Consider the following 24,099-nt stretch of genomic DNA (forward strand, 5'->3'; position numbering starts at 1 on the left):
TGCGTTCAAGCAGGTTTTCGATGTCGATCAACGGCGGTGTTGCGATTACTCGTTCGCATACCTTTTCGCAGTGGCTCTCAGCCGGTCGCTGTGATCGTAGATTTGGTCAAGAGAGTCTACGATGAGACGCTCTTCTGCTTCGCCATCGAACAGCCCGATATACTTCACCGAGCGATTGAAATGCAATCGCGCGAGGGGCCGCCGATTGTTGTTGTCGATCAAGATGCCGCAATACGATTTCTGGTCGCGCATGACCACTCGCTTGGGTGCGATCGTGTCCCGGACTATCGCCTTTACGATCATGTATCCCTCGCGTTCCTCTTCGGTCGTGACGACTTCGGGCTCCTCTTCGATCGGGTCGTCTATCTTGATGATCACTTCCTCGGTATCCGCGAGAGCGCTGGAGAGACGGTTCTTGACTGCGTCCATGATGACATCGCGGAAAGCGGTTCGGACTACCCCGGTCAGCATTTCCTTTACCTGCGCTGTAATCCGGCCCTCGTAGACGGTGCCGGCAACAAGCCGCACAAAATCCTCGGTCGGCTCTTCGATCAGCTTGGAGATAACCTGCTTGACGCCGGACGTGTATTTCAGGCGCTCAGCGGTCGCGAGGATCGCCGATACGTCGAACGACGCCTTTTCGAATTTCCGTAACTCGGAAACAATTCCGGCGTTGAAATCGGTCACGTCAAAAACAAAGAACGGCCGGGAATCGAGCTTGTTGGGCGCTTCCAAGTCCGTATAGAAGTTGAAGGTACGGCCGTTGGTCAGGATGGCGAACTTTGCGTTCGTCACGCTGAAGTACCGATACAGTTGATCGAGGTGCTTTTTCTCCAAGGTTACTGATATCGGTTTGCACTCGATAAGTATCCGGATTTCGCCGTCGATTTTGATGGCATAGTCGACCTTTTCCCCTTTTTTGCCCACTGCGTCGGCCGTGAACTCAGGGATAACCTCGGTGGGATCGAACACCTCGTAGCCCAATGAACGTAGGAAGGGCAGGACCACGGCGGTTTTTACCGCCTCTTCAGTCGCCATGGTACTGGAGTGCGATCGCACGCGCTCGGATATGGCACGCAGGCTCTCTTCGATTGTAGACATCAGGCCCCCCGATAGTTTCTCAAGTTAAAGTTGCTGATAGCGCTCTCGGCGTCAAGAGCAATACTTGGTCACCGGCGAGACAGAATTCCGTTCTACGGCGGTCGCGCTTTAAATGGTCGTCGGGTGGTGTGCCGCGCTTTATGGAGACAACAGTCTTGGAGCAGATTGCGCTGGGTTAGCAGGCCACGTCGCCTGCCAGGGCAATGGCCGATCAATGTAAAGATTTATTCCGGCTGCGAGCGCAATCTTTACACGAATTTCAGGTTCCGCTAACTCAAATAGGGGCGGAAATTGGGGCAGAAAAAATTGGATATCACGTCTACAGCGGGCATCTTCGCGCGCGATCTTATCTTGGCGCTAGCCTCGTTGCTGAAGCAACCGCCGGCACCTGGTCTGTTTAGTCTCTTCCTTGTCATCCTGTTGGTGATCGCGACGCTTTGGTTCTGGGCTGTTGTCCGGCGAAGAGTGGGCTTACTCCGCCGTGCGACGAAGCTCGTGCGGAAGAGTCGTGGTCCGGAGGAATTCCGGGAGCGGTTCCAGGAAACCTACGACGAATTGACGTCGTGGTCAGGAGCGGATGCTGGTCGGCTAGCGGAGACCTGGGACGAGTTTCGTGAGACTACGATCGAAGCCCAGGGGCAGGCGGGCATTCGGAACGCTATACGTCCGTCCGTTTTCTTCAATCTCGAGGAGATGGGCTTCAGCGTTTCGGGTTGGCGCGTCGTGCCGAGCCTCTTCGTCTCTGTCGGCTTGGCGGCCACATTCCTTGGCCTCATCGCCGCCCTTCAAGAAACGGGCACCAGTCTTAGCGAGAGCGGCAACCAGGCTGCGGTGACGAAGGCGCTTACGCAGCTTCTGACCGTTGCGTCTGCCAAGTTCATCATGTCGCTAACAGGGCTACTTTGCTCGATCATCTTCACCGTTTTCATGAGAGTACGCAGTAGCGGACTCGAGCAGGCAATGCGGACGCTCACGCATGAAATAGAGACCCGCATGAACTTCATCAGCCTTGAGGATCTGGCCGAGAAGCAGCTCAAGGCGATCGTAGAGCAGCGGGATCATATGCAGAAGCTCAACCACGAGCTGATTGCCGCCATTTCTGAACCATTGCAGAAGGCCGCGGCATCCGGCGTCAATCACGTGGATGAGATGGTGCAGTCTTTGGCAGGGTCCTTGACGCAAGGTCTAGTTGGCGCAATGGCGGCGACAAGCGAAAGGCTGGAAGCCGCGTCCGGACAATTGGAAGGACTTGCCGCGGAACTGACTGGTGCCGCCCAGCAATTCTCGCAAGCGGCTGAACGCACGGCAGTTGGCCTTGACGGTGCGGCCAGGCGGCTGGAACTTGTCTCGGACAATCTAGCCAAGGCGGGCACTGGACTAGCGCAGGCTGCGGTGCCTGTCGCGGAGTCCGCGAGCAAGACCGCAGAAGCTACACAGCAGATTGCCTCCTCAAGCATTGGCATGGTGGAAAGCGCACGCCAGACAATGGCGGCGGAGCGTGAACTGGTGGTGACCGCAGCCAATTCCATTCGAGAACACATCAAGAGCTTCGAAACGCGTGCGGCTGCGTACGACGGGCAGTTGGCCACTGCCTTCCGGACGTTCACTGAGCAGATTTCGCGGTCGATCGGCGAAGTCGAAAATCATGCGAATAAGGTCCACGAGCAGTATACTGATGCACTTCAAACACTCCAGGGGGTGATTGAGAATGCAAAGGCGTTTACACCGGAGAGCGCGAGGCCGTTGGCATGAGGGGTAGGGGAGGCGCACGTCGGCAAGAGGAAGAGGAGGAGTCGGTCTTCATATCGATGGCTGACATGACCATCAGCTTTCTTTTTATCCTTATGATTCTGCTAGCCTTTTTCGCGAGCCAGTTCAATGTCTCCGACACCGTGCCTCGATCCCTGTACGACACCCTGAAAGGTGAGAAGGATCGGCTACAACGAGACATCGATGCGATTGCTAAGATTGTCGAGGCGGATGGCCGTCTCGTGGTGACGGCGACCCGAGAAATGAAGGAAGAGCTCGAACGTCTGCGCAAGCTTCTCAACGCTCCCGAACAGGCAAACAAAATGGAGGTCTACAACTCGGCTGTCGCCAACGCTCGCAAAGAGCTGCTCACGAGTCTGAAGAGCGAGATCAACAGCCGCATCCCAGGCGTAAACGTCGAGGTGAGTGCGAACTACGACGCGCTTCAGTTCGCGGGTGACGGACTATTCGATTCCGGTAAAGAGGTGCCGACGGCCGTAGGGGCGGCTCGTATGCGGCAGATTGCCGAAGTCCTAGACCAGAACCTCGGCTGTTACTCGCTGGGTTTGAGGAGAGCCTTTGCTGAGGATTGCAATCCCGCCTTTGCCTTGATCGATTCGTTGCAAGTTGAGGGACACACAGACAACACGGGCAGCGAGGTAGTGAACATGGACCTCAGTGCCAAACGAGCTGCGTCCATATACTCGCTTATGATCCAACAGAAGTCGGACCTCGTGCTTTATCAGAACCGGGAGACGCAACCCGTCTTGTCGGTCGCGGGCTTTGGCAAAGGCCGCCCCATACAACAGAACGAGACGGAGAGCGGCCGAGACGCCAACCGTCGTATTGATCTGCGCTTCATCATGGTGGTTCCGTCCAAGGAAACGGATATCGCCGAGATAAGACGGGCACTTTCAGGGGAGCCGTGACATGACGCTGCTTGAGATGCTTCGTGCAATGCCCCATCGGAAGAAATTCGAAGGCAAGAGTATCGAGCGCTTGAATCAGGCAGTACAGGCTGTCTTCCACGCCTTTCCGGAGGTCGGCAAGGTGGCCCCCGCCACGTTAGAGCAAGTGAAAACCAAAATCGCGACCGCGGTCCGCGACTGGGAATGGGACAGCGTTACCGTAGGCGAGGTCGGTATCCTGGCGAGTGCTGCATTTGGTCGAGCCGAAAAACTAGACCCGAGCACATTCGATTTCGTCCGCCGCGAAGTTCACGCTACGACCAATCCGGTTCTACTCGACGCGGCGGCGGAAGGGTATATTGCGGGATGGTCGCGTGGCGGGCAACTGACAAAATGGCTCGCCGGCATCATCCAGGAGCGGTCGTCACATCTGTCCAACCGCTGGCAGAGCGTTTTCTTGTCTATTCCCGAGGTGCTTGATCCAACTCATGCTCCCGAACAGCTTGCTGAGAGAATGGTCACGCAGCCGGACCCATATCGATGGCTGACTGGTGTGGGCGTCGCGTCACCCCATTCGGGTAATCTGATGTGGGAATTGCACGTGTCTTGGTTGCGCATACTTCCTGAGATCGAAACGGATGCGCAGGTCGACCAGGTGTTTCGGTGGATTCTGCCGGGTGGCCGAGCAAGGGCGAGCGATGAGATGGCGGCCAGCGCCATTGAGAAGTTGCTGACGCCATGGCTCCACAAGATGCCTGAACAGGAGTATCGAAAGGAACTCCTCGACCGGATAACCAGCGCATACGGAGACCCCCGCAATCAACGCCCCGAATTCTGGTCGCTTGTTGGCGCGCCGTGTCGTGGTGTGGTGGTGCGCTGGCTCGCCGGCGCGAGCATGGACGCCCTGTTGTCCGTAATTACGAAATCGACGGCCAATCACATGTGGCCGCCACGGCATCACTTCTGGAAAGGACTTTTCAATCGTGGTCTCGTCAACGAGGCTTGGGTCGCTTTGTCTCCCGCCGCCGCGGACATTGCGGCAGACATGTTTGCCAAATCGGCAAACGCGGCGAGCGCGGTTGCAGGCAAACAGACCTCGAAAGCGCGCAAGGACACGTGTTTGCTCATTATGCGGATAGGACGTCACATCGTGGTCGAGGGTTCCCACGATTATCGCGTCCACGTGTTCTCGGGCACAGATAGGAGGACTCCCAAGTTGTATCAAACTACCTATGACGCCGAGGCGCTTATTCTGCCGGTGGGCCACACTGACACAAGAATCCATGATCCATATGGACATTGGATGAAATGGGTCGAAGAGCGGGTCGTCCGATGATCAAGTTTGATTTCCGAGTAGATCGCGACGCTGCGTACGCCACCGTCACGCAAGAGAGAAGGAGCTGGTTTACAAGCTTTAGGCGTCGCGAGCCGATCGACATGAGGGCTTTGACGAAGGCGGAGCGCGCAACGGCGCTGGCCGTGGCTCGACTGAGGCATCTGGACCCCCTTGGCGAGCAGCACCAGGTAACCGAGAACGGTCTCCTCATTCGCCATCCTCTGGTAGCGCAATTCGATTCAAACACCGCTACCGCCCTGGGACTTCCACGCTTGGTCACGGGCTACGTCTTCAAGGCAAGGCTTTCCGGCACGGTTGGAAGCGCCGATTTCGGCATCGAGTGGTGGTGGGAAAAAAACGGGCGCGCCGTTGCACTACCGGTTCAGGGAGCGTTTTTAGGATCTGGTGTGCAGATGATGAGACTTCCACACCAGATCTATTGGGCCATCCAGCAGGCGGATGCACTCAAGAAGCAGTCATCGGTTACGGATCACTGGCTTGAACTCGGGAAATTCCGCCGTCTGTTCGATGCGTCGGACGAAGCTGCGCCGCAGGAGAACCTTGAAGGCTTCCTGCGCGACCTCGCGGTAGTTACGTGTGACTCGGTGGGTATCGGGTTCGATCAAAATGATGATACGAAGTTCTTTCCTCTTCCGTTCGTCGGCTCGCCTGAACCGGATCCAGACAGGGAAACTGCCGATATCGCGGCACTCAAGGGACGCGAGTTGCACGAATTCCGTGAGGGTGCTATCCGGCGCGGAGCTCAGCCAGCTTATCGAGTTGCAGACGGCAAATTCCTGATCATCGACCGTTCGGCGGCTCCGGTCCTTGATGCGATCGCGAAGCATGCGAAGGCGGACGAAGCGGGACGACGAGCATTTATTGCGGATGCAGGCCGGATAATTCAATCGGCCATCGAACGTCAGATGGAAGATGACGGGCGCATCACCGCACTCATGAGCCCAGCCGCACGAGCAGAAAGGGTTGAGCAGGAAACCTCTCGAGTGTGGGTCGAGACCAGCGAATGGGTTTCCCGTGTACTTGGCGTCGCCAAATGGCAGGCGATGGAAATTGAAGGGATGCAAAGTTCCGGAACCAGGTGGTGGAACTCTTGCATTGATGCCGAGTTGGCTGATCGCCTCTCGCAGATCGAGGATGAGCAATTGGCGGAAGTCGTCGAAGCTCTCCACTCCGCTATCGCCGAAGGCAAGCCCACGATCATCCATGATGTAGGGGAAATTCCTACGTTTCCGGAAGTCGTCGAAGCTCTGTCGAGACGGTTGGCCGAGTACCTGAGACAGAAGCCCGTTGATACCCCTTCAGTTTCGCTGGACGCCTACCTGCCGGTCACGCATGACAATTTTTGGGAGGTCGACTTCAAGGCTGTCGTCCGACCGAAAGGCGACGAGGCAGAATACAAGGTACCGGAGACGGTCATGACACCTCTGCAGCCCCATCAAATTGTGTCGCTCAAATGGCAGGTTTCGGCTTGGTGCGCGGGTATCCCGGGAATCCTTAATGCCGATGAGCAAGGATTGGGAAAAACTCTCCAGACTTTGTCATTTTTGGCATGGCTGAGAGGGCAGATGGATGCGGGTGTTTTGGAGCATCGACCGTTTTTGATCGTCGCACCAACGTCGCTGCTCTTGAACTGGGAGGCCGAAATAGATCGACATCTCTCCACCGGGGCGCTTGGAACTCCCGTGCGCCTGTATGGCTCCCATCTGGCCCACTTCAAAAAGGAGGGTATCGCCGGCCAGGACATTCGCGAAGGTGAAGCATTACTCGATCTGGACAAAGTCCGGAGCCTCGAGAACGGCGCGCCTGTCGTGATAACCACATATCAAACGCTGGCGAACTTCGCGATCAGCTTGATGGAACTCCAGTGTGCCGTCGCCATTTTCGATGAGATTCAGTTCGTCAAAAATCCAGTGACAATGAGGGCCAAAGCGGCGAAGTCGCTGAATGCGGACTTCCGCATAGGCTTGACCGGGACGCCGATCGAAAACGCGACGAAAGATCTCTGGGCATTGATGGACCAACTATTCCCCGGTGCACTTGGAGCGTTGGCGCAGTTCAAGGGGGTGTTCGGCCTTCCCACCGAAGAGAATATGACAGTCCTTCACCATGCGCTGTTCTCCCGGCAGCATGGACGTCCGGCGCTAGCGATAAGGCGGTTGAAAACTGACGCTGCGCCGGGCTTGCCTACGAAGGTTCGAATACTGCATCCTAGAGAGATGTCCGAACCTCAGATGCTGAGGTATGACGAGGCCCGTCGTAAGGGCGGTATGATGCTCGCGCTCCTGCATCACATCCGGCGGATATCATTGCATCCCGGCCTGCTTGAAGGCGAAACCACGGAAGAGTTTAGCGCATCGGCGGCACGCGTCGAAGCCGCTTTGGACATCTTGCGCCACATCAAGTCAAAGGGCGAGCGCGCGCTCGTATTCGTCGAAAATCGAGATGTGCAGGCCTGGTTCGCCGAAGTTGTGCGCTTGGAGTTCGATCTGGACACGGTGATGATCATCAATGGCGACACGACCATCGATGCGCGCAAGGATATCACCGACCGGTTCCAGCGGCATCTAATGAACGACGGTGGGTTTGATGTCCTGGTCCTCGGGCCAAGGGCGGCTGGCACTGGACTGACACTTACGGCCGCCAATCACGTGATCCATCTCAGTCGTTGGTGGAACCCGGCAGTTGAAGAGCAATGCAACGATCGCACTCACCGTATTGGTCAAACAAAGCCAGTGACGGTTCACATCCCTCTCGCCGTGCACCCTCGTTTGGGGGCCGGCTCGTTCGATTGCCTGCTGCAGCGCCTGATGAAGCGGAAACGAACCATCGCTGACCGAGTTCTTTGGCCCGCTGAAGCTACCGAGAGCGAGACGCGGATGCTCTACGATGCGGTTGTCGAAGCGTCGGATGTCGGTGTCGCGAGCGAGACGCCGGAACTAGATGGCGCTCTCGAAGGACGAACGGACCTGACTGCCGAGATGCTCGACGCAAATACAATCCGCATACGCTCGCGGCGTGGCGGAGCGTCAATTCTCGTTGCGAGCGGCGGAAGTCTCCCGTCAAACTCCATTCGTCCCGATATTGATGCCGCAGTGGTTTCCATGGCTGTCAATGGAGTTGCCAAGAAGATGTCGGTTCCGCATTCCAAGCTGGCGACTGGCGCCCTTTGGCCAGAGTTCGTCCTGCCCGAGTAGACCTGAAGCGTCGTGGGACTCGCGCGGGAGATGATGGGGCGTCAGATCATGTCCCGCGGGGTGGCGTAGCTGACGGCATTGGTCGCCGCGCTCTCCGGCATGGGCCGCGCTGATATGTTGGTTCTGACTCAGTTTTCGTGAAGCGGAAAGCTACCCTAGAACTGGCCGAGCGAACTGAAATCTGAATGGGGAGTGGCCCTGCACGTTATGCGGCCGCTCCTCTTTGCTCTGAGAGCCGCTACCGAGATCCGATCTGCTTTGCGCCTCCATTCCTGTCGTCCACAATGGCGGTTGTCATTCCCATAACCGGCCCTCTCTAGCCAGTTCTTGAATTGGAGGCGGCCTGCCGCCGATGGCTAGCACCCGTATGCTGGGTGTCAGTTCTCGGAGCCTACAAAGATGTCTAGCGCTCTGGAACAAGCAATAGCGCGTGTAAACCATTTGAGTTAAAACTATTTGATGCAGCTTCGCAACGACTCACTTCTGCTCAGCGCGTCCGACTTGGTCGGGCACCTGAACTGCCGCCATCTGACCGGCCTAGACATCGAAGTCGCGCGCGGCACACTTCCCAAACCCGCCTTCTGGGACCCGCTGTTGCAGATCCTCTGGGAGCGCGGCGCACGCCACGAACAGGGCTATGTCGAGCACCTGAAGGCGCAGGGGCTCGACGTCACCGTTATTGACGGCGTCGGGGTGGACGACGACGCTGTCGCGCAGACACGCACGGCGATGATCGAAGGCCACCCCATCATCGTGCAGGGTGCGTTTCGTCTTAACGCCTGGGTCGGCCGCACCGATATCCTTCGCCGCATCGATACGCCAAGCGATCTCGGCGCATGGTCTTATGAAGTGATCGACACCAAGCTCGCCCGCGAGACCAAGGGCGGCACCGTCCTGCAACTCTGCCTTTATGCCGAACTCGTGGCCTCGGTGCAGGGCCTGACGCCTACATATTCCTATGTCGTCGCCCCCTGGTCCGACTACGAGCCGCAGATCTTCCGGATGGACGACTTTGCGGCCTATTTTAGGCGGGTGCGGGCCGAGCTCGCGCGCGCGATCGACGAGCACGGCGGGCCGGCGATCTATCCCGACCCGAAAACGCATTGCGATATATGCCGCTGGCAGGATCGTTGCGATCAGCGGCGCCGCGCCGACGATCATCTTTCTCTCGTCGCCGGCATCAGCAAAGTCCAGATTGACGAACTCAAGCGGCAAGGCATCGAGACTGTGGCCAACCTTGCGACCATGCCGTTGCCGCTTGCTTGGAAGCCCACCCGCGGTGCGGCCTATTCCTATGAGCGCATTCGCGAACAGGCGCGCATCCAGGTCGAAGGCCGCGCTGTAGCCGCCATGCTTCACGAATTGCTGTCGGTGGTGCCAGGGTTTGGGCTTGCAAGCCTGCCGACCCCGTCCTCCGGCGATATCTTCTTCGACCTCGAAGGCGATCCCTTTGCAGGTGAAGGCGGGCTCGAATATCTGTTCGGCTACAGCTTCGCCGCCACGGATGGCGCCGCCAGCTACACCTGCGACTGGGCTTTTTCCCGCGAGGACGAGAAGGCGAATTTCGAGCGTTTTATCGACTTCGTCATGGCGCGTCTCGAACAGCACCCCGATCTGCACATTTACCACTTCGCGCCCTACGAGCCGGCGGCGCTCAAGCGGCTGATGGGCCGCTACGCGAGCCGCGAGGAAGAGATCGACTTCCTGCTGCGCTCCAAGCGCTTCGTCGATCTGTACGGCGTTGTCCGGAACGCCTTGCGGGCGAGCGTGGAGAGCTATTCCATCAAAAAGCTCGAACCGCTGTACGGGTTCACGCGCGACACGAAGCTGTCCGACGCAAACATGGCGCTCGCAAAGATGCAGGCCTGCCTGGAGCTTGGCGATCTGGAATTCATCGATGATGCCGACCGCACGGTAGTCGCCGGCTATAACATGGACGACTGCGTTTCGACCTGGCAATTGCGCGACTGGCTTGAGACCCGCCGCGATGAACTGATCGCAGCAGGCACGGATGTGCCGCGCCCGGAGGCACCGGAAGGCGCGCCGAGTGAGAAGCTTAGCGAGTGGCAGGAGAAGATCAATGCGCTCATCGCTGAGCTAACCGGCGACGTGCCGCTCGATCTAGCGGACCGGACACCGGAGCAGCACGCGCGCTGGCTGCTTGCCCATACGCTCGACTGGCACCGGCGGGAGCAGAAGGCGCTGTGGTGGGAGTATTTCCGGCTATCGGATCTCGCGGCGGAGGACCTGCTCGAAGAGCGGGCGGGCCTGTCCGGCCTTTCCTTCATCGGCACAACCGGCGGTACCGCCAAGGCGCCGATCCATCGCTACAGCTTCCCCCCGCAGGAGACGGAACTGCGCGGCGGCGAAAGCCTGCGGAACATGGGCGGTGCCCATTTCGGCACGGTCGAGCAGATGGCGCTAGACGAACGCTGGGTCGATATCAAAAAGCGGGGCGACACAGCCGATGTCCACAGCGAGGCCGTTTTCGCTCACAAGGTGATTGATGCCGACGTGCTTGCGAAGGCGCTTGTTCGCATCGGTGAACATGTCGCCGCGAACGGCATGGGGGGCGATGGCCGATACAGGGCGGCCCGCGATCTTCTCATGCGGATGCCGCCGCGGCTCGGCGGACAGCCGATCCGGCAGGACGGCGAACCCACGCTCGATGCCGCGCTGCGCATCGCACCGCATTTGCAGCCGGGCATGTTTCCCATTCAAGGGCCACCCGGTGCCGGCAAGACCCACACCGGTGCCCGCATGATCTGCGCCCTCGTTCAGGCTGGAAAGACCGTCGGCGTGACCGCCAACAGCCACAAGGTGATCCGCAATCTTCTGGATGCCGTCGTGACGGCGGCCGACGCGATGGGCGTAAATGTCCAGTGTATGCAGAAACCTGCCGAGAAAGAGGACGACGTCCACCGTTTGAGCTTCACGACCAAGGCACCTGAACTGCTCGGCGCTATCAGCCACGGCGTCCACGTCGGCGGCGGCACCGCGTGGCTCTGGGCGTCACCCGACGCCGCCGAAGCCGTCGATGTACTCTTTATCGATGAAGCGGCGCAGATGGCGCTTGCCAATGTGCTGGCCGTCTCTCAGGCGGCATCTACCATCGTGCTGCTCGGGGATCCGCAACAGCTTGACCAGCCCATGCAGGGCAGCCATCCAGAAGGCACCGACGTTTCATCGCTCCATCATATCCTCGGCGGTGATCAGACCATTGCCGACGACCGCGGGCTGTTTCTGGCCGAGACGTGGCGGCTTCACCCGGACATCTGCGCCTATACCTCCGAGCTGTTCTACGGCGGCCGTCTTCACCCACGGCCAGGGCTGGAAGTGCAGGAGATAAGGTCGGGCGGCCGTGTCAGCGGCTCGGGCCTGCGTTACGTACCCGTGCCGACTGAAGGCAATCAGAGTTCGTCGCCTGAGGAAGCTGATTGCGTCCGCGACTTGGTGGATAAAATCCTTGGTGCGGGGACGACATGGATCGACAAGCACGGGGTCGAAGCGCCTGTTACGCTCAACGAAATCCTCATCATCGCGCCGTACAATGCTCAAGTCATCGAGTTGCAGGACCGGATCCCCGGCGGCCGCATCGGCACGGTCGATAAATTTCAAGGTCAGGAAGCGCCGATCGTCATCTACTCGATGACGACCTCAAGCTATGCAGACGCACCGCGCGGCATGGAGTTTCTCTACAGCCTCAACCGTCTGAACGTGGCTACCTCGCGCGCCAAATGCATCTGCGTGCTTGTCGCCTCGCCCTCCGTCTTCGAAGCGCAGTGCCGGACGCCGCGGCAGATGCAGCTCGCGAACGCCTTTTGCCGGTATCTAGAGAGAGCAAGCGTGGTCTGAGCGGCGTGGCTAGATCGCTTATGAACACTTCGCAGCCTCGTAACAGTTGGAGCCTTCGCGACTTTCAACGTGCCGCGCTTAAACGCAGACGGCTGGCTAGCGAAGCCGCATCGCGACGCTTGACAGGACCCGCGCGTCAGCTCTGGGCCCTGTGTGACTGAACAGTCGGCGTTGATCAACGTCTGCTTCGTCCGGACTGGGACTCTTAAGCCGTCGGTTCCCTTCCGGCCCGAAACAGTCGTACCGCGCGGACTGAGCTGAAACTACGCTGCTGAAAATATGGACGACTGGCCTCCACAACAACTGGAGGGTGTTACGGTCGCAGAGAATAGTCTTGACAAAAAAATGGATCAGCATGCCAACTTTAAGTTGTTTTTTGCTCGTTTGTAAGTTTTGGATTTCATTTATTCTTTTGGGCTCGGGGGAGTGAAATGAACAAGGTTTTCGCGATCGTCCTGTCCGCAGCAACGGTCTTGCCGGCGGTTGCCTAGATATAAAACCCAACCGGCAGTCTATCGTGACGCAAAGAACGCCGGGTACAATAAAACAGATGTTCATAAATACTGGGATGGAAGAAAAGCGGAAAATTTCGAAGCGAAGAGTTCCTGCGTTTCTTCAAACTTCGATATTCCGCGGGAGTATATGAACCCTGAACTCATGGCGCTTGGTGACAGCCTCTATAATGGTGTGCAGTCACTTCGGATCAACTGGTGGCTTTCAGAGTGGTCCGTGCCAAGCTACGCGGCAATTGCAATGGGCCTGATCGATGAGAAAAACGGTGATCGCACCGGAAAAAGAAGGTTTTACGGTCCCCAGTATCCGTCGCATGACGCCTCACCGAGTTCGACGATCAGCTATGGTCTGAATCTGGAAGGGTTGCGATGGTCTGATCTTACTGGCGCAGCCAGGGAGCAGGGTGCCCCGTTGGATAGGATTCGAATATTGGCCATGTTAGATGCGTACTTGGGTCTGCTTCCTAGTTCTGTTCTCCCAAAGCGGCCCGTTCGTTCACGGCCCATATCAGCCGTTTCGCGGAGATAACTGACGTCCACCGCTGAGCAATTTCAGCGCGTTAGCACTATTTAGAATAACGGTGTTGAACGTTCAGATCCCATCAAGAGCTTAATTGGACACATTCATTGCGGCTCGCAAGGTGTCGTTGATGCGTTCTTGCCAGCCCTGACCGCCCGCCTGAAAATGCGCGAGGACATCGCTGTCGATCTTCAATGATACAAGCTCCTTGGTGTTAGGGATTGCAGGCCGTTCAACGGCCGGTGCTGTGACCTTCTTTGCCGGTTTGAACAGCGCCTCGGCTGCGTCTTTCGGATTGGACGGTCGTCGGGGTGTTGCCATGGTCATATCCTCTTGTGTCGTGCGCCCGAACGGTGCAGCCGGTCAGTTTCGTTTCCAGGCTGTATGTCCAACACAGCGTTGGTCGCAGCGTAGCGGGCAGCCGAAAGAGCGTCATTGCTGCTGATGAACTGGTCAGCCGCCCCGCTCTTCGGACAAGATCGCATATCGCGATTTGAAACTCCGCGGGTTTCCTGCAACTGCCGAACTGGTTGCAGGAAACCTCACCCGTAGCCTTCGATCTTCGCTAGGAGTTTAGTTGTGTTGATGTTTCGGTAGAATTTGCGACAAGTTTCCATTTCGCATTGTACCACCTGATCTCATCCAGGTGTTGACTAGAAGCCTCTTTTGGCGGTGTGGGCGGATCGCTCCGAAATGAAAAAGTGGGTCAAATTCGTGCGATAATCAACAGCCCCGCGGCATTTTCTAAGAAATCAGGTCTGTTCCGCTCTGCGGATACCCAAAGCTATCAGCATCTTGACAAATGACGTGATCTTCGACTGAAGCAATCTAACAACCGTGGCCAGGGGCCCGCCGCCACGCATTTCCCGGTTGAACAGGTAACTTAGCCCGATAATGACTACGCTCATCAGTACAGCGTGAAGAATGGCCGATCCAAGGGTGTCCGGCGTATCGGGCCAAGCGTACAGGATCATGTTGCCGAATGCGAAGGTGAACAGGCTGGTACGTCCGAAAAACACGAGCTTTTCCAGCTTCTTCTTTCCCTCCTCAGACAATCCCTGAGTGGTGAGTACGGCCAAGGAAGTTAGGGCAATCGCGCCGCAAAGGCCGGCAGCAAAATAAAGCGGGTCGCTATCCATTCGCAGCGACATGTCGCCAAGCTCGGCCAACGAACTGTCACGGCTTAAAAGAGCACCGAGTGCTAAAGCCAGAGTTGAAGCAACCAACAGAAACGAGGCTCTTTTAGCAATACTGCCCGTTGTCGCAGATCGAGCGGCTCGGTCACCTGCGATGAGCCTCCCGAACGCCATTCCTCCGATGATCAGGCTAAGTCCGTGAAGGATCGACGGGCCGCCGAGCTTAGCGTTGCCAATACCAAACAAAAAAGTCGCTACCCTCTCCGCGTACATGCTCATCTGAAAATCGATAGGGCTGGGCAATCCCCGAAGGATCGGGTGGGCTGCATGGACTGCGACCGCGGCGAAGAGAAGCGGCAGCAGGCCGGTTCTGTTGCGCAACAGCAATAGGATTGGGGCAAGGAAAAGAACGACGGCATAGAATTTCAGAATGTCGGTGAATGGCGTAACTCCCAGGAGCATCATGGTCGCGATCGAGAATTTCAGCGAATATCCGTCCGGGACCAGATACAGCGCTACGACCGACAGGCAGTATAGCAGCCAGCATTGTATAGCACGCGAAAACAGCCGCATGGCAACCAGCCTCTGCTCACCCGGGACAAATTTGGGCCGATAGATGATTTCGAGCATCGTGCCGAAAAGCAGGATGAAGATCGGCGTCGCCAGCGCCATCAGCGCCCGCAATAAATCTGCAGACGGGCTGCTCCAGAAGTGATCCATTGCGGTGACGACCCAGACATGACTGAGCATTGCAAAAAAGATGGCGACCGACCGGGTGAGATCTATCCCGACGATCCTCGAAATCGCTGCGGTACCCGCCATGACAAGCTCTTTCAACCGAATCCAGGATATTGCAACGCAATAAGGATGGCCTAAATGAGGCTTGGGCGACCGTTAATACCTAGCAAGCAGCCAAAGAAGCCAGCTAAAGCCCCGAGGCCTTCGTCAGGTCAACTCGAAACCGGTCCCGCCGTCGTTGATACCGCCGAGTCATCTCGGCGGTCGTGTGCCCCAGATGCTTCTGAACGTGGCGGCCTCTTTGCGCATCAATGCTTGCACTACGCTGGCGTCACTAACCTGGTGCATTTCGCAGCATTCAACCTCGGCCCATGATGAATGTATCCGAGCGGCGGTGCGGTCGTGAAGCGTGCCATATGACGCAGTATCCGAACGATGCGATGAGAAGACTCTGGCGATTTTATAAACCCAAGTCGCGAACTCCAGTCGCAAAAACACAGCCGTTAATTGAGATTGAACGCCATGCATGGTTCCATGCCGGACGCGTAGCTGATTCCTCCCCGTCGATGCCAAACCGCGATCCGAGAGGCCCATGTCGATTTCAGATACGATTTTTCGTCCTTTCGAGACGCTGATACGGCCACTCGAAATTCCCTTTCGACCATTGCCGTCGAAAGGTCCCGTGGCGGTGCTTTTGCATTTCATCGCCATGTTTCGCGGCGTCCTCATTGCTCTTGCCTTGTCGTCCATGGCGGTGGAAGCCATCAACCTGTCGATCATCTGGGGATTGTCCGTTATCGTCGATGGCGTGACGGCTCAGGGAGCGGAAACTTTCCTGCACAATGAATGGCCGCTGCTGACCGCCCTTGGGTTGCTGATCTTTCCCGCCATGCCGGTGGCTTCGTTTCTTCTCAATACGCTCAATTCGCACACGCTCGGCATCGCCATGCCGGTGGCCATCCAGTGGCAGGGCCACAAGGCTGTGGAGCGGCAGGATCTGGCATTTTTCCATGAGCTTTATGCCGGGCAGGTCGCCTCGCGTCTTTCACAGGTCTCGTCAGCCGTTCAGCAGCAGATCATCAACGCATTCCAGATCGGACCGCGTTTTTTGCTGCAAATGATAGGCTCTCTTGCGCTCCTGGCGGCTTTGTCCTGGCAACTGGCGCTGCCGGTGTTCATCTGGATCATGCTCAATGTCGTTCTCGCCGTCAAACTGGCTCCCGTCTTCACGGAGCGGTCACGGCGCTCGGCCGAGCAAAAGAGCCTTGTCTCGGGGGCGATCACCGATCTCTACAGCAATATGCAGATGATCAAGCAATTTGCCGCCGAGGACAGCGAGGCGGGCGCTATTCGTCGCATCTTGACCAAGGCGGTGCAGACGCAGCACCGGGAGCAGCGTGTCTACCGGGCGTCCGAGCTGGTCGTGGTTGCGCTCAATATGGCGTTGTGGCTGTCAATTCTGGCGGTGGGGCTTTCCGGTCTTGTGAAGGGCTTCATCACGGTCGGGGAATTCGTCGGTGCCGTCTATATATTGCAGCGGTTGTCCGGGCACACGTTCACCTTCCTGCAGATGGGCCAGCAGATTTTTCAGGCGATCGGCACAATCAAGGACGCCATGCCTGTCATGACGACGCCGCCGACGATTACGGACAGATCCGACGCGGCGGAACTGAGCGTTTCGCATGGGAACATCGATTTCGATCATATCCGTTTCGCCTACAAGTCAGGCAGGCCGGTGATCAATGATCTGTCGCTTAAGGTCCGCGCGGGAGAGAAGGTCGGGCTGGTTGGTCTGTCAGGTGCGGGAAAAACCACATTGGTCAATCTGCTTCTGCGGTTTTACGACATTCAGGATGGCGCCATTCGCATCGACGGGCAGGATATTCGCGAGATCACACAGATGAGCCTACGCCGTAATATCGGGGTAATTGCCCAGGATGTGGCGTTGCTGCATCGGTCTGTTGGCGACAATATCCGCTACGGGCGACCAGAAGCGACGCAGGAGGAGGTGGAGCAGGTAGCGAAAGTGGCGAAGGCCGATGCCTTCATCGGTGATCTCGCCGACAGCGAAGGGCGAAAAGGGTATCGGGCCTTTGTAGGAGACCGCGGCATCAAGCTTTCTGGCGGGCAGCGACAGCGGGTCGCCATCGCGCGCGTGCTGTTGAAAGACGCGCCTATCCTGATCCTTGATGAAGCCACCTCCGCCCTTGATAGCGAGTCCGAAGCCGCCATTCAGGAAAAGCTCAATCTGGTGATGGAAGGCAAAACCGTGATCGCGATCGCGCACCGCCTTTCGACCATCGCCAGAATGGACCGCATCATCGTGCTGGATCACGGCCGGATTGTCGAAGAGGGGCGACCGGACGAGCTGGTCGAGCGGGACGGGCTGTTTGCGCGGCTCTGGAAACGCCAGATCGGCGGCTTCATTCCCGAAGATGAGTGGGTGACGTCGTAAGCGGTAGTGGAGCGACGCTGAGAGCAGAGAGCTTCGTCACGTGTAAAGAGGTTGTGATGAAAACCGGTTGAATTCGATTGGAGGCATGCTGAATACAGCTATCGACGCCTTCGACGCATAGAATATTGGTTTCCGCGCAGAACTGAGCCGGTTTTTGAGTGAACCCCTCGAGCTGGACCGGCGAGGTGCTTCAAACTAAGCCACCTGCTGGGCGAGTTGGGTTCGAATTCTGCTGGCGATCGATAGCCAAGGGCCGAGTGCAGCCGCTTGATATTGTAAATCTCCTTGATGAACTTGGGCACGCGTTTGGCTACGTCCGCGAAGGTTTCGTAGCCTGCGGGGTATCCATGAAGCGACGGGCGGAAGTATCTTCCCGCGCGAGGCGACTGCCATTGGTATCGAGGGTGGTATGAGCGTGAGGGGACGGAAGAGGACACCCGGTCGTGGCACCGTGGCTATTCCCTCAGTGACGAAACCCAGGCGTTCGCCCGTCGTCACGAAGGCCGTAGGCCAGCGGCGCGACGGCGCAAGCCCTGCATGTCAGAATGATGCTGTAGACGACGGCTCTGGCCTTTGAATGAGGCGTGCCGCAGCTTTGTGTGATGCCTCCAGCAGATGCAAGGTTGCGTCTGGTAGGAGCGGCTTGTATTGCTCTTTGAGCCTCACGTACTGAAAAGGCAGTAGATTCAATCCTCTGTTTTCTAACGCTGCCAAGGATCCACCAAACGATGTCCAAGAAACTTTCTATGTTTGTGATGTTGAGTATCTGCATTTCAGGTGGTGCAGTTTGCGCGGAGGATAAATCACGTGAAGAACGCCTCGCCTATAGTTTTGGTTATGTGAAGAGCGCTGAGTTTCTTTGCGACAACGTCGCCAGTTCAGAGTCCTATCAAAAACAGAAAATACAATTTCAACCAGTGATCTCCGGCGACCCATGGCTTACGAATACTCAGCAATTGGGTGCTCGGAGTTTTGAAGCAATTCGCGATCGTCTGGGCACGGCCGCATGTGGCATTGCCGTATTGATATATCCTGATTTGATCGAGTTTGGGGCATCACGTCCTGGCACAAGAAAGGCCCACCTTCCCGAAGGACTGGAGCGCCTTTCTCTCTATTTGGAAAAGACCACGGTTGAATGGTTGAAGACACAGGCCAAAGATCAAGACGAAAGTGTAGTCAAGGCAGCGGAAAGAATCCTGCGAGGCGCGGCGACAAAGCTTCCCAAATGAATGATACGGGACCGCGTTTTTAGGATATGACCGATTTCTATAAAGGGTTCCGCCGGTTTTGGAAAACCCTACGGCGCTACTTGGGAGCGCTGGTTTCCTCCGCCGGTCCCCGTCGCTGGTGCTCACTCCGGCCGTAAACGCGCCGCCTCCACGGCGCCGCGGCGATTGTCACCGCTTCTCGTTCCACGACAGAAATTTTTGCCAAGTCGCCGGATCTAATACTCCTTCGATCACTATATTTGCGGCTTCAGCCAACACAGCGACGCGGTTGAAATCAAACCTCACCTGATTTCTTGGCTTCTCCATAATGGCAATTAAAACTGCTTCAAATGGCAATTCCCATTGCCCGTAATCGAAAATGGCAGCATCTCGCACCGTGTGAGGATCAAGGAATGGAGAGACCTCGGCCAGAAACTCCGTGTAAGCTGCTTGTTCGGCGCATTTCGAATTCATGTACATACAGCTTCATTTTGCAGGCTTGGGGAGCATCGCGCAGATTTCCTGTCGTCGACCACTGTCCGCATATCTGACGAGCAAAGACGCATATTGGTCCGCGCTCGTCCAATAGTCGTCCGCCCTGTCGCCGTATACTTTAAAATCATTCTCGTTCTTGAAAATTCTTCTGACATAGGCTGCCGATGTGTGGTCCTCTCCGCAGAAACGGTTCATGAACATCAAGATTCCAATATCTCGCATGTGAGCCGCCTCACCACCTGAAAAGCCTTTGGCCTGAAAGACGTCGAGCAACGCAGCTTCCTCACGCTGTCCTTCCGTCAATTCCTGAGCAACTATTGTTCCAACCGGTAGAAACATAAAAAGCATGACGAGACATGGACGGCGTTTTGCGGCTCTGCGTTTCATATTCTGTCGTCTCACTTCGTAGCAACTAAAGAACGTCTTCGATCCGAAAGACATCGGCGTTATCCTGCACATCGCGAGCGCCCTTGAAAGAGGCGTGCCGTAGTTTCCCCTGATGTGTCCAGCCACGACAGTGGATTTCGGTGATGATGGTTGGCAGTGCCCAGACAATATCCTTACGGGAGCCGTTGCAGGCGAGGGGCGATCGCTTACGCTTCAGCCTGTCAAGGGTGACGCGGAGATTGGTGGCCTGCGCTTCCCTGCAGCCTGTTCCGACTGAATCGGCATAGACGATCTCATCACCGCGAATACTCCAGTCGGCGGGGTTCACGCCAACCGTCAGGCCGAAGGAAGACGACTTGTCCTTTGCGTAGTCGACAAACGCCACCATGAGGATATCGCGGATATGCCACCGAAACCATTCCTGTCATGGGATGGGGCTGGCCGCCTTGCAAATAGCCCTCGGATCGATTGTAATGTCAGAAACGACATGCATGATCTGATCGTCGTTTCAGTACCCGAAAATTCTGTCTTATCCGGTATGCCAGACCACTTTTCACCAATTCAAATTTCCGGAAGCAAAATCCAGAAAAAAATTATATATACTCACGTCAAAAACCTTGTTAATGTCCGGACCTATAACGCACATTCTACTTTCCGAATAAAATAGAGTATCCATATATATATAGTTTCCAAATCCATCTTCTGATATCGCAATTAGACTTGGCCGCTCCGCCCCCACCTGTTTCCATTCTCTCAATTGTTGAGTCACTGAAACAACGTTTTGCCAAAGGGGGGGATCGTTATTTTCAGCGCTAGGTAAGCCGAATATCGTGAAGCCATCAGCCAACACAGCGCCATACGTTCTTAACCAATCCGCGTATTCTAGGGGGAATTGGACACCCAACTCCGCTTCTGCGTGTTGAATTTCATGAGTCTCAACTGGTCCTGAAATTTGCCCCTCGTAGCATAGTGCATCAAACTCTTTGCGTCGTGTTGTCACCAAAATTCTCCTCAGGGTACAATTTGTCCAAAGCTTACAAAGCTTTGATAACGCTGCTTCCAATAAGATTGCGAATAACCTGATTGTCGCACAGGTCCTCGTCGATACCATCGGCAGCAAGAGCGGCGGCCTCGTTCTGCAGATTGCTACCGGCGATGCTTGTCGCCGCGTCCGCGTATTTCTGGATCGCCACGGCATCAAATTTGCCTGATGATTTCAGGGTTTCAAAGTGACTTACGTCTCCACGAACGAGTGCATAAACCTTATAGCCCGACCGCGTTTGTCAGGGCCCTTCAATTGAGCCGTGGTCAGGCATTTCGCGCGCTCTGCTGAATTGGTAAATGACTACAATCTCGTCAATTGAACGAGATTCAGTTTTTGAGAACCCAATGACCTGCCACTCCCGGCTTTATGGCGAAACGTTCTTCGGGAGGCGTTGAGCTTTTGAGAATCTGGTGCATATCCATTAAAATCTCCCTCGCCTCCGAGACGTAACTGTGACCAAGTTCCAGCAAGCCTCCCTTCTCCACCTCAACGGTGTCCACCGAATCCATTAGAAACACCGGTGGTAAAAAACCAACGCGAGCGAATTGGTGCAGAATAGCGGACAGCTGTACCGCCTTATCTCTCGAACAAACGTAAGATGTGGTACGGCCAGAATTGCCAATCACATGTGCGCCGACATTCCGCATAGTATCTTGATCGACATCTGCGGCGGCAAAAATTAAATGATTGAACCTCTTCAGTTTTTCTGGATTTGAAGACCCGATGATTTCGAGGGCCCCTGCTAAGCAGCGGCACCCCATGCTGTGAGCAAGGACATTAATCCTCCGCCCGCCAGCATTTTCAATGAAATCTAATAGGTATGATGCAAGATGATACTTGCTAGCCTCAACTGCCGCTTCGTCGGCCTGATAGGCATGCACTTGGTCTCGTGATGGCCAACTGAAAAGATTTATCCCCCGCATCAAGCCTAGGTCATAACCGATCTGAGCGGCCCAAAGTACAGCGTGCTCGAACCCAACATTGTAACCGTGGATAACGACAGTTGGCGGCGTACTATTAAACAATTCCGAGAAATTCTTATGTACGAATTGCCAATATAAATCGCTGGTCAGGTGATATGTCCGTCGAATTTGTAGTCGGTCGTCCCCTTTTAACAAACGTTTCCAAAGTGGCGAACCCAGCGACCCCACCTTGTGTGAACTTGGGACCAAAACCTGACAAGCGCCGTAGTGAAGTCTGCTATCTCTCTGTTCACCAAAAGTTATCCACTCGCGCTCCCTAATAAGATTGCGGTTAGTCGCAAACGTAACCAGATAGGTCGGCTCTTTCTTCGGTGCTACTGTAGGTATGTTAGCTTTGTGTGTCCCGAAAAACTCCTTGAAGCTGGCCTGAAGTCCGAAGTCCAGCGTAATACGGGGTTCTTTTGAAATCTCTGCCCTCTGGCTGGGCGAGAGGCTGTCTGCTTCCGAAAAATCTGGAGCAAAATATGCGTCTCGCAGAATTGCATTTGTCCACTCAACATTTGGGAACCTAGCGTCCTGAAAGGAAGATTCTGCAGCAACAACGCCGTTGAGATTTGCGTTGTCGAATGCTGCGCCATCGAAGCTACTAAGGGTAAGATCGGCATGGGAAAGGTCTGCTGATTTAAAATTTGCTTTCGAAAAATCCAAATCTATTAGCTTGGCGTTGCGGAGATTAGCTTCCGAAAAATCGTAACGAGAGAAGAAATTTGAATGCGGAGCGCTCAGAAACGCTTGGTCGAGAACTTCACGAAAGTCGGTACCGGCCAAATCAGGCTTGAATTTCACTAGTTTTCGACGGCCGTTCCAAGCATCGCGGCCCTCTCTAAGCCATTCAACGTGATCAGTATTTGCCATAGGTGTCTCAGATAAATGGTGTTTGTTTTGATCCGACGGGACGATGAAAGTTGTCGCAACTTAACGATGCATTCCTAAATGATCGGTTTCCCTGGATGCTTGCGTCGGCATTCTTTCCTCAAAAATAATCAATTAATTATGCGCTCTGCCGCATGAAGTAGTAGACTGGTGGAGCAGCAGGCGGGAATTTAGTATCTCAGACAAGTCAACGCGCACCGGCGAGACCACCAGCCAGCAAATTCTCTTTGTAGAGGCCCATGAGCCGCCGTCTCTGACAGATTTTGCGCCAACCAAAATCTCAGGCGATTGTGGAAATGGAAGGAACAGAGAAAACGCCGAATTTCCCTCGGATTCGCCCGTGAGGATATCAGCGTTCCGATTGGGCTGCGCCGGAATCAACCTCCGCCTCCGTTTGCTTTTGGAGGCCAAGAGTGAGCTTGGCGAGGGGGCATCCTGCTGGCCGACAAAGGTTATGACACGAATGCCATTCGGGCTAGGCCGCCGAGCGAAAGGCCTGAGCCAACATCTCGCCGAAGAGTAATCGCAAGGGTTCTTTCGTGTTTTCGGACTGGGTCTATCGGCAACGCAATCTCGTGGAACGGTTCTTCAACAGGATCAAGCAGTTCCGAGGCATCGCAACCCGATATGACAAGCGTCCGGAAAACTACCTCGCCGCCGTAAAGCTCGTCGCAACAAGAATATGGTGCCAAAGTTTATGAGTCGACGCCGTAAGGGTTAAATCAACGCTCAAATGTCGCTACCCACTCCCCAGATGGCGATCTGGAAAAGCCGAGCTTATTATGAAATGGCTTGGCTTTTGGGATATTCGTCTTGATGGAGGTTATGCAAATAACACCTGGTCCAGAAGAGCTTTTTGCGCACTCACCAAGGGTTACGATATAATCCCCCTCCTTTTTCTTGTCCCAGACCATTCCCATCGAATTCGTCGCTTTGACGTATGCTCGCGCTGCTTCTTGCGGAGTGGGTAAGTCTGCCGTCTGCGCTATAGCTGCGGCGCTCCAAGCGATACCGATAATTACTCCAAGAGCAGATGTTCTCGTGTTCATTAACACCCTTTGCGCAGTGCTGTTTAACCTGATCTACCCAATACTAATATCGTGGCCTGTGATAGCGTCCTCGGTTTAAGGTCGTCTATGATGTTTAATAACACGCTAATGGAACGAAGTCTGATTTTGGCTTAATGCGGTTGTCCGGAGCGAGTCTGATTTGGGTTTCTGTATAAAGATATCAGTGCAACGATACCGGACTTGGGAGGCTCTATGCAGATTGGCTTCAAAACGGGTTGAACCGCTCCGGGTTTGCCGGAGGCTCCAACTTCTGAGAGAGTGGAGCCATCATGAGCAAGACAACGAACAAGTTTTCACCTGAAGTCCGTCAACGTGCCATTCGTATGGTGCTGGATCACGAAGCCGAGCACCCTTCGCGGTGGGCTGCCGTTTCATCTATCGCTGCCAAGATCGGCTGCTCGCCAGCCACGCTGCATGAATGGGTAAAGAAGACCGAGGTCGACAGCGGCAAACGAGCAGGCCTGCCGAGCGATGTCGCCGAGAAGATGAAGGCTCTCGAGCGGGAGAACCGCG

At 55.8% G+C, this 24,099-nt stretch carries 17 protein-coding genes and 2 pseudogenes; 9 read left to right on the forward strand and 10 right to left on the reverse strand.

All coding sequences use genetic code 11. The features are described from left to right. Positions 1-45 precede the first annotated feature (45 nt). Entirely contained in the window at positions 46-1,101 is a 1,056-nt protein-coding gene (locus EM858_RS18335) for a type I restriction endonuclease (RefSeq protein ID WP_164865475.1), read from the reverse strand. A 291-nt stretch (positions 1,102-1,392) separates the two neighbouring features. On the opposite strand from EM858_RS18335, the gene EM858_RS18340 reads away from it, so the two are divergent. The 5 genes from EM858_RS18340 (at position 1,393) to EM858_RS18360 (ending at position 12,164) form a co-directional block, all read left to right on the forward strand. Further along, complete coding sequence (locus EM858_RS18340; protein ID WP_245483025.1) at positions 1,393-2,853, forward strand: methyl-accepting chemotaxis protein; 1,461 nt, start codon at positions 1,393-1,395, stop codon at positions 2,851-2,853. Positions 2,854-2,909: 56 nt separating this feature from the next. Further along, entirely contained in the window at positions 2,910-3,779 is an 870-nt protein-coding gene (locus EM858_RS18345) for an OmpA family protein (protein ID WP_236781232.1), read from the forward strand. 1 nt (position 3,780) lies between these two features. After that, positions 3,781-5,094, forward strand: coding sequence for an EH signature domain-containing protein (locus EM858_RS18350; RefSeq protein WP_127757542.1), 1,314 nt, complete (start codon positions 3,781-3,783; stop codon positions 5,092-5,094). Continuing rightward, complete coding sequence (locus EM858_RS18355; RefSeq protein ID WP_127757543.1) at positions 5,091-8,309, forward strand: DEAD/DEAH box helicase; 3,219 nt, start codon at positions 5,091-5,093, stop codon at positions 8,307-8,309. The genes EM858_RS18350 and EM858_RS18355 overlap by 4 nt, the downstream gene beginning before the upstream one ends. A 459-nt stretch (positions 8,310-8,768) precedes the next feature. Further along, complete coding sequence (locus EM858_RS18360) at positions 8,769-12,164, forward strand: TM0106 family RecB-like putative nuclease (RefSeq protein ID WP_127757544.1); 3,396 nt, start codon at positions 8,769-8,771, stop codon at positions 12,162-12,164. Between the two features lie 1,122 nt (positions 12,165-13,286). Here EM858_RS18360 and EM858_RS18365 read toward each other — a convergent pair. From EM858_RS18365 to EM858_RS27460, 3 genes and pseudogenes are all read right to left on the reverse strand, one after another. After that, positions 13,287-13,517 (reverse strand): BrnA antitoxin family protein, encoded by a 231-nt coding sequence (locus tag EM858_RS18365; RefSeq protein ID WP_112954850.1) that lies wholly within the window; start codon positions 13,515-13,517, stop codon positions 13,287-13,289. Positions 13,518-13,948: 431 nt separating this feature from the next. Further along, a complete protein-coding gene (locus EM858_RS18370) occupies positions 13,949-15,154 on the reverse strand; it encodes an OpgC domain-containing protein (RefSeq protein ID WP_127757545.1) in 1,206 nt (401 codons plus the stop codon). A 103-nt stretch (positions 15,155-15,257) separates the two neighbouring features. Continuing rightward, positions 15,258-15,365: pseudogene (locus tag EM858_RS27460) on the reverse strand (integrase); the annotation flags it as partial. A 297-nt stretch (positions 15,366-15,662) separates the two neighbouring features. On the opposite strand from EM858_RS27460, the gene EM858_RS18375 reads away from it, so the two are divergent. Then, positions 15,663-17,525 carry an ABC transporter ATP-binding protein gene (locus EM858_RS18375; protein ID WP_127757546.1) on the forward strand — a complete coding sequence of 621 codons (1,863 nt, stop codon included), beginning with the start codon at positions 15,663-15,665 and terminating at the stop codon, positions 17,523-17,525. Between the two features lie 728 nt (positions 17,526-18,253). Further along, entirely contained in the window at positions 18,254-18,754 is a 501-nt protein-coding gene (locus tag EM858_RS18380; protein WP_127757547.1) for a hypothetical protein, read from the forward strand. A 168-nt stretch (positions 18,755-18,922) separates the two neighbouring features. Here the strand turns inward: EM858_RS18380 and EM858_RS18385 are convergent, their stop codons facing one another. From EM858_RS18385 to EM858_RS18405, 6 genes are all read right to left on the reverse strand, one after another. Continuing rightward, entirely contained in the window at positions 18,923-19,213 is a 291-nt protein-coding gene (locus EM858_RS18385; protein ID WP_127757548.1) for a hypothetical protein, read from the reverse strand. 6 nt (positions 19,214-19,219) lie between these two features. Then, on the reverse strand, positions 19,220-19,615 hold the full coding sequence (locus tag EM858_RS18390) for a hypothetical protein (RefSeq protein WP_127757549.1): 396 nt from the start codon (positions 19,613-19,615) through the stop codon (positions 19,220-19,222). 25 nt (positions 19,616-19,640) lie between these two features. Then, positions 19,641-20,003, reverse strand: coding sequence for an ATP-dependent DNA ligase (locus EM858_RS18395; protein ID WP_127757550.1), 363 nt, complete (start codon positions 20,001-20,003; stop codon positions 19,641-19,643). Between the two features lie 165 nt (positions 20,004-20,168). Then, complete coding sequence (locus tag EM858_RS18400; RefSeq protein WP_080820897.1) at positions 20,169-20,615, reverse strand: SMI1/KNR4 family protein; 447 nt, start codon at positions 20,613-20,615, stop codon at positions 20,169-20,171. 34 nt (positions 20,616-20,649) lie between these two features. Beyond that, the gene (locus EM858_RS27195) at positions 20,650-20,808 is read right to left on the reverse strand and encodes a hypothetical protein (RefSeq protein WP_162936943.1); all 159 of its coding nucleotides are present in this window, start codon (positions 20,806-20,808) and stop codon (positions 20,650-20,652) included. A gap of 178 nt (positions 20,809-20,986) precedes the next feature. Beyond that, positions 20,987-22,498: an alpha/beta hydrolase gene (locus tag EM858_RS18405; protein WP_080820898.1), complete on the reverse strand. Its 1,512-nt coding sequence runs from the start codon at positions 22,496-22,498 to the stop codon at positions 20,987-20,989. A 444-nt stretch (positions 22,499-22,942) separates the two neighbouring features. Between EM858_RS18405 and EM858_RS18410 the strand changes: the two are divergent. Both EM858_RS18410 and EM858_RS18415 read left to right on the forward strand, forming a co-directional pair. Next, positions 22,943-23,217, forward strand: a pseudogene (locus tag EM858_RS18410) (transposase); the annotation flags it as partial. 638 nt (positions 23,218-23,855) lie between these two features. Continuing rightward, the coding region (locus tag EM858_RS18415) for a transposase (RefSeq protein ID WP_164865476.1) at positions 23,856-24,099 on the forward strand (244 nt) is incomplete at its 3' end.

The organism is Agrobacterium sp. CNPSo 2736, from assembly GCF_004005385.1.
In the GTDB taxonomy this organism is placed as follows: domain Bacteria; phylum Pseudomonadota; class Alphaproteobacteria; order Rhizobiales; family Rhizobiaceae; genus Agrobacterium; species Agrobacterium leguminum.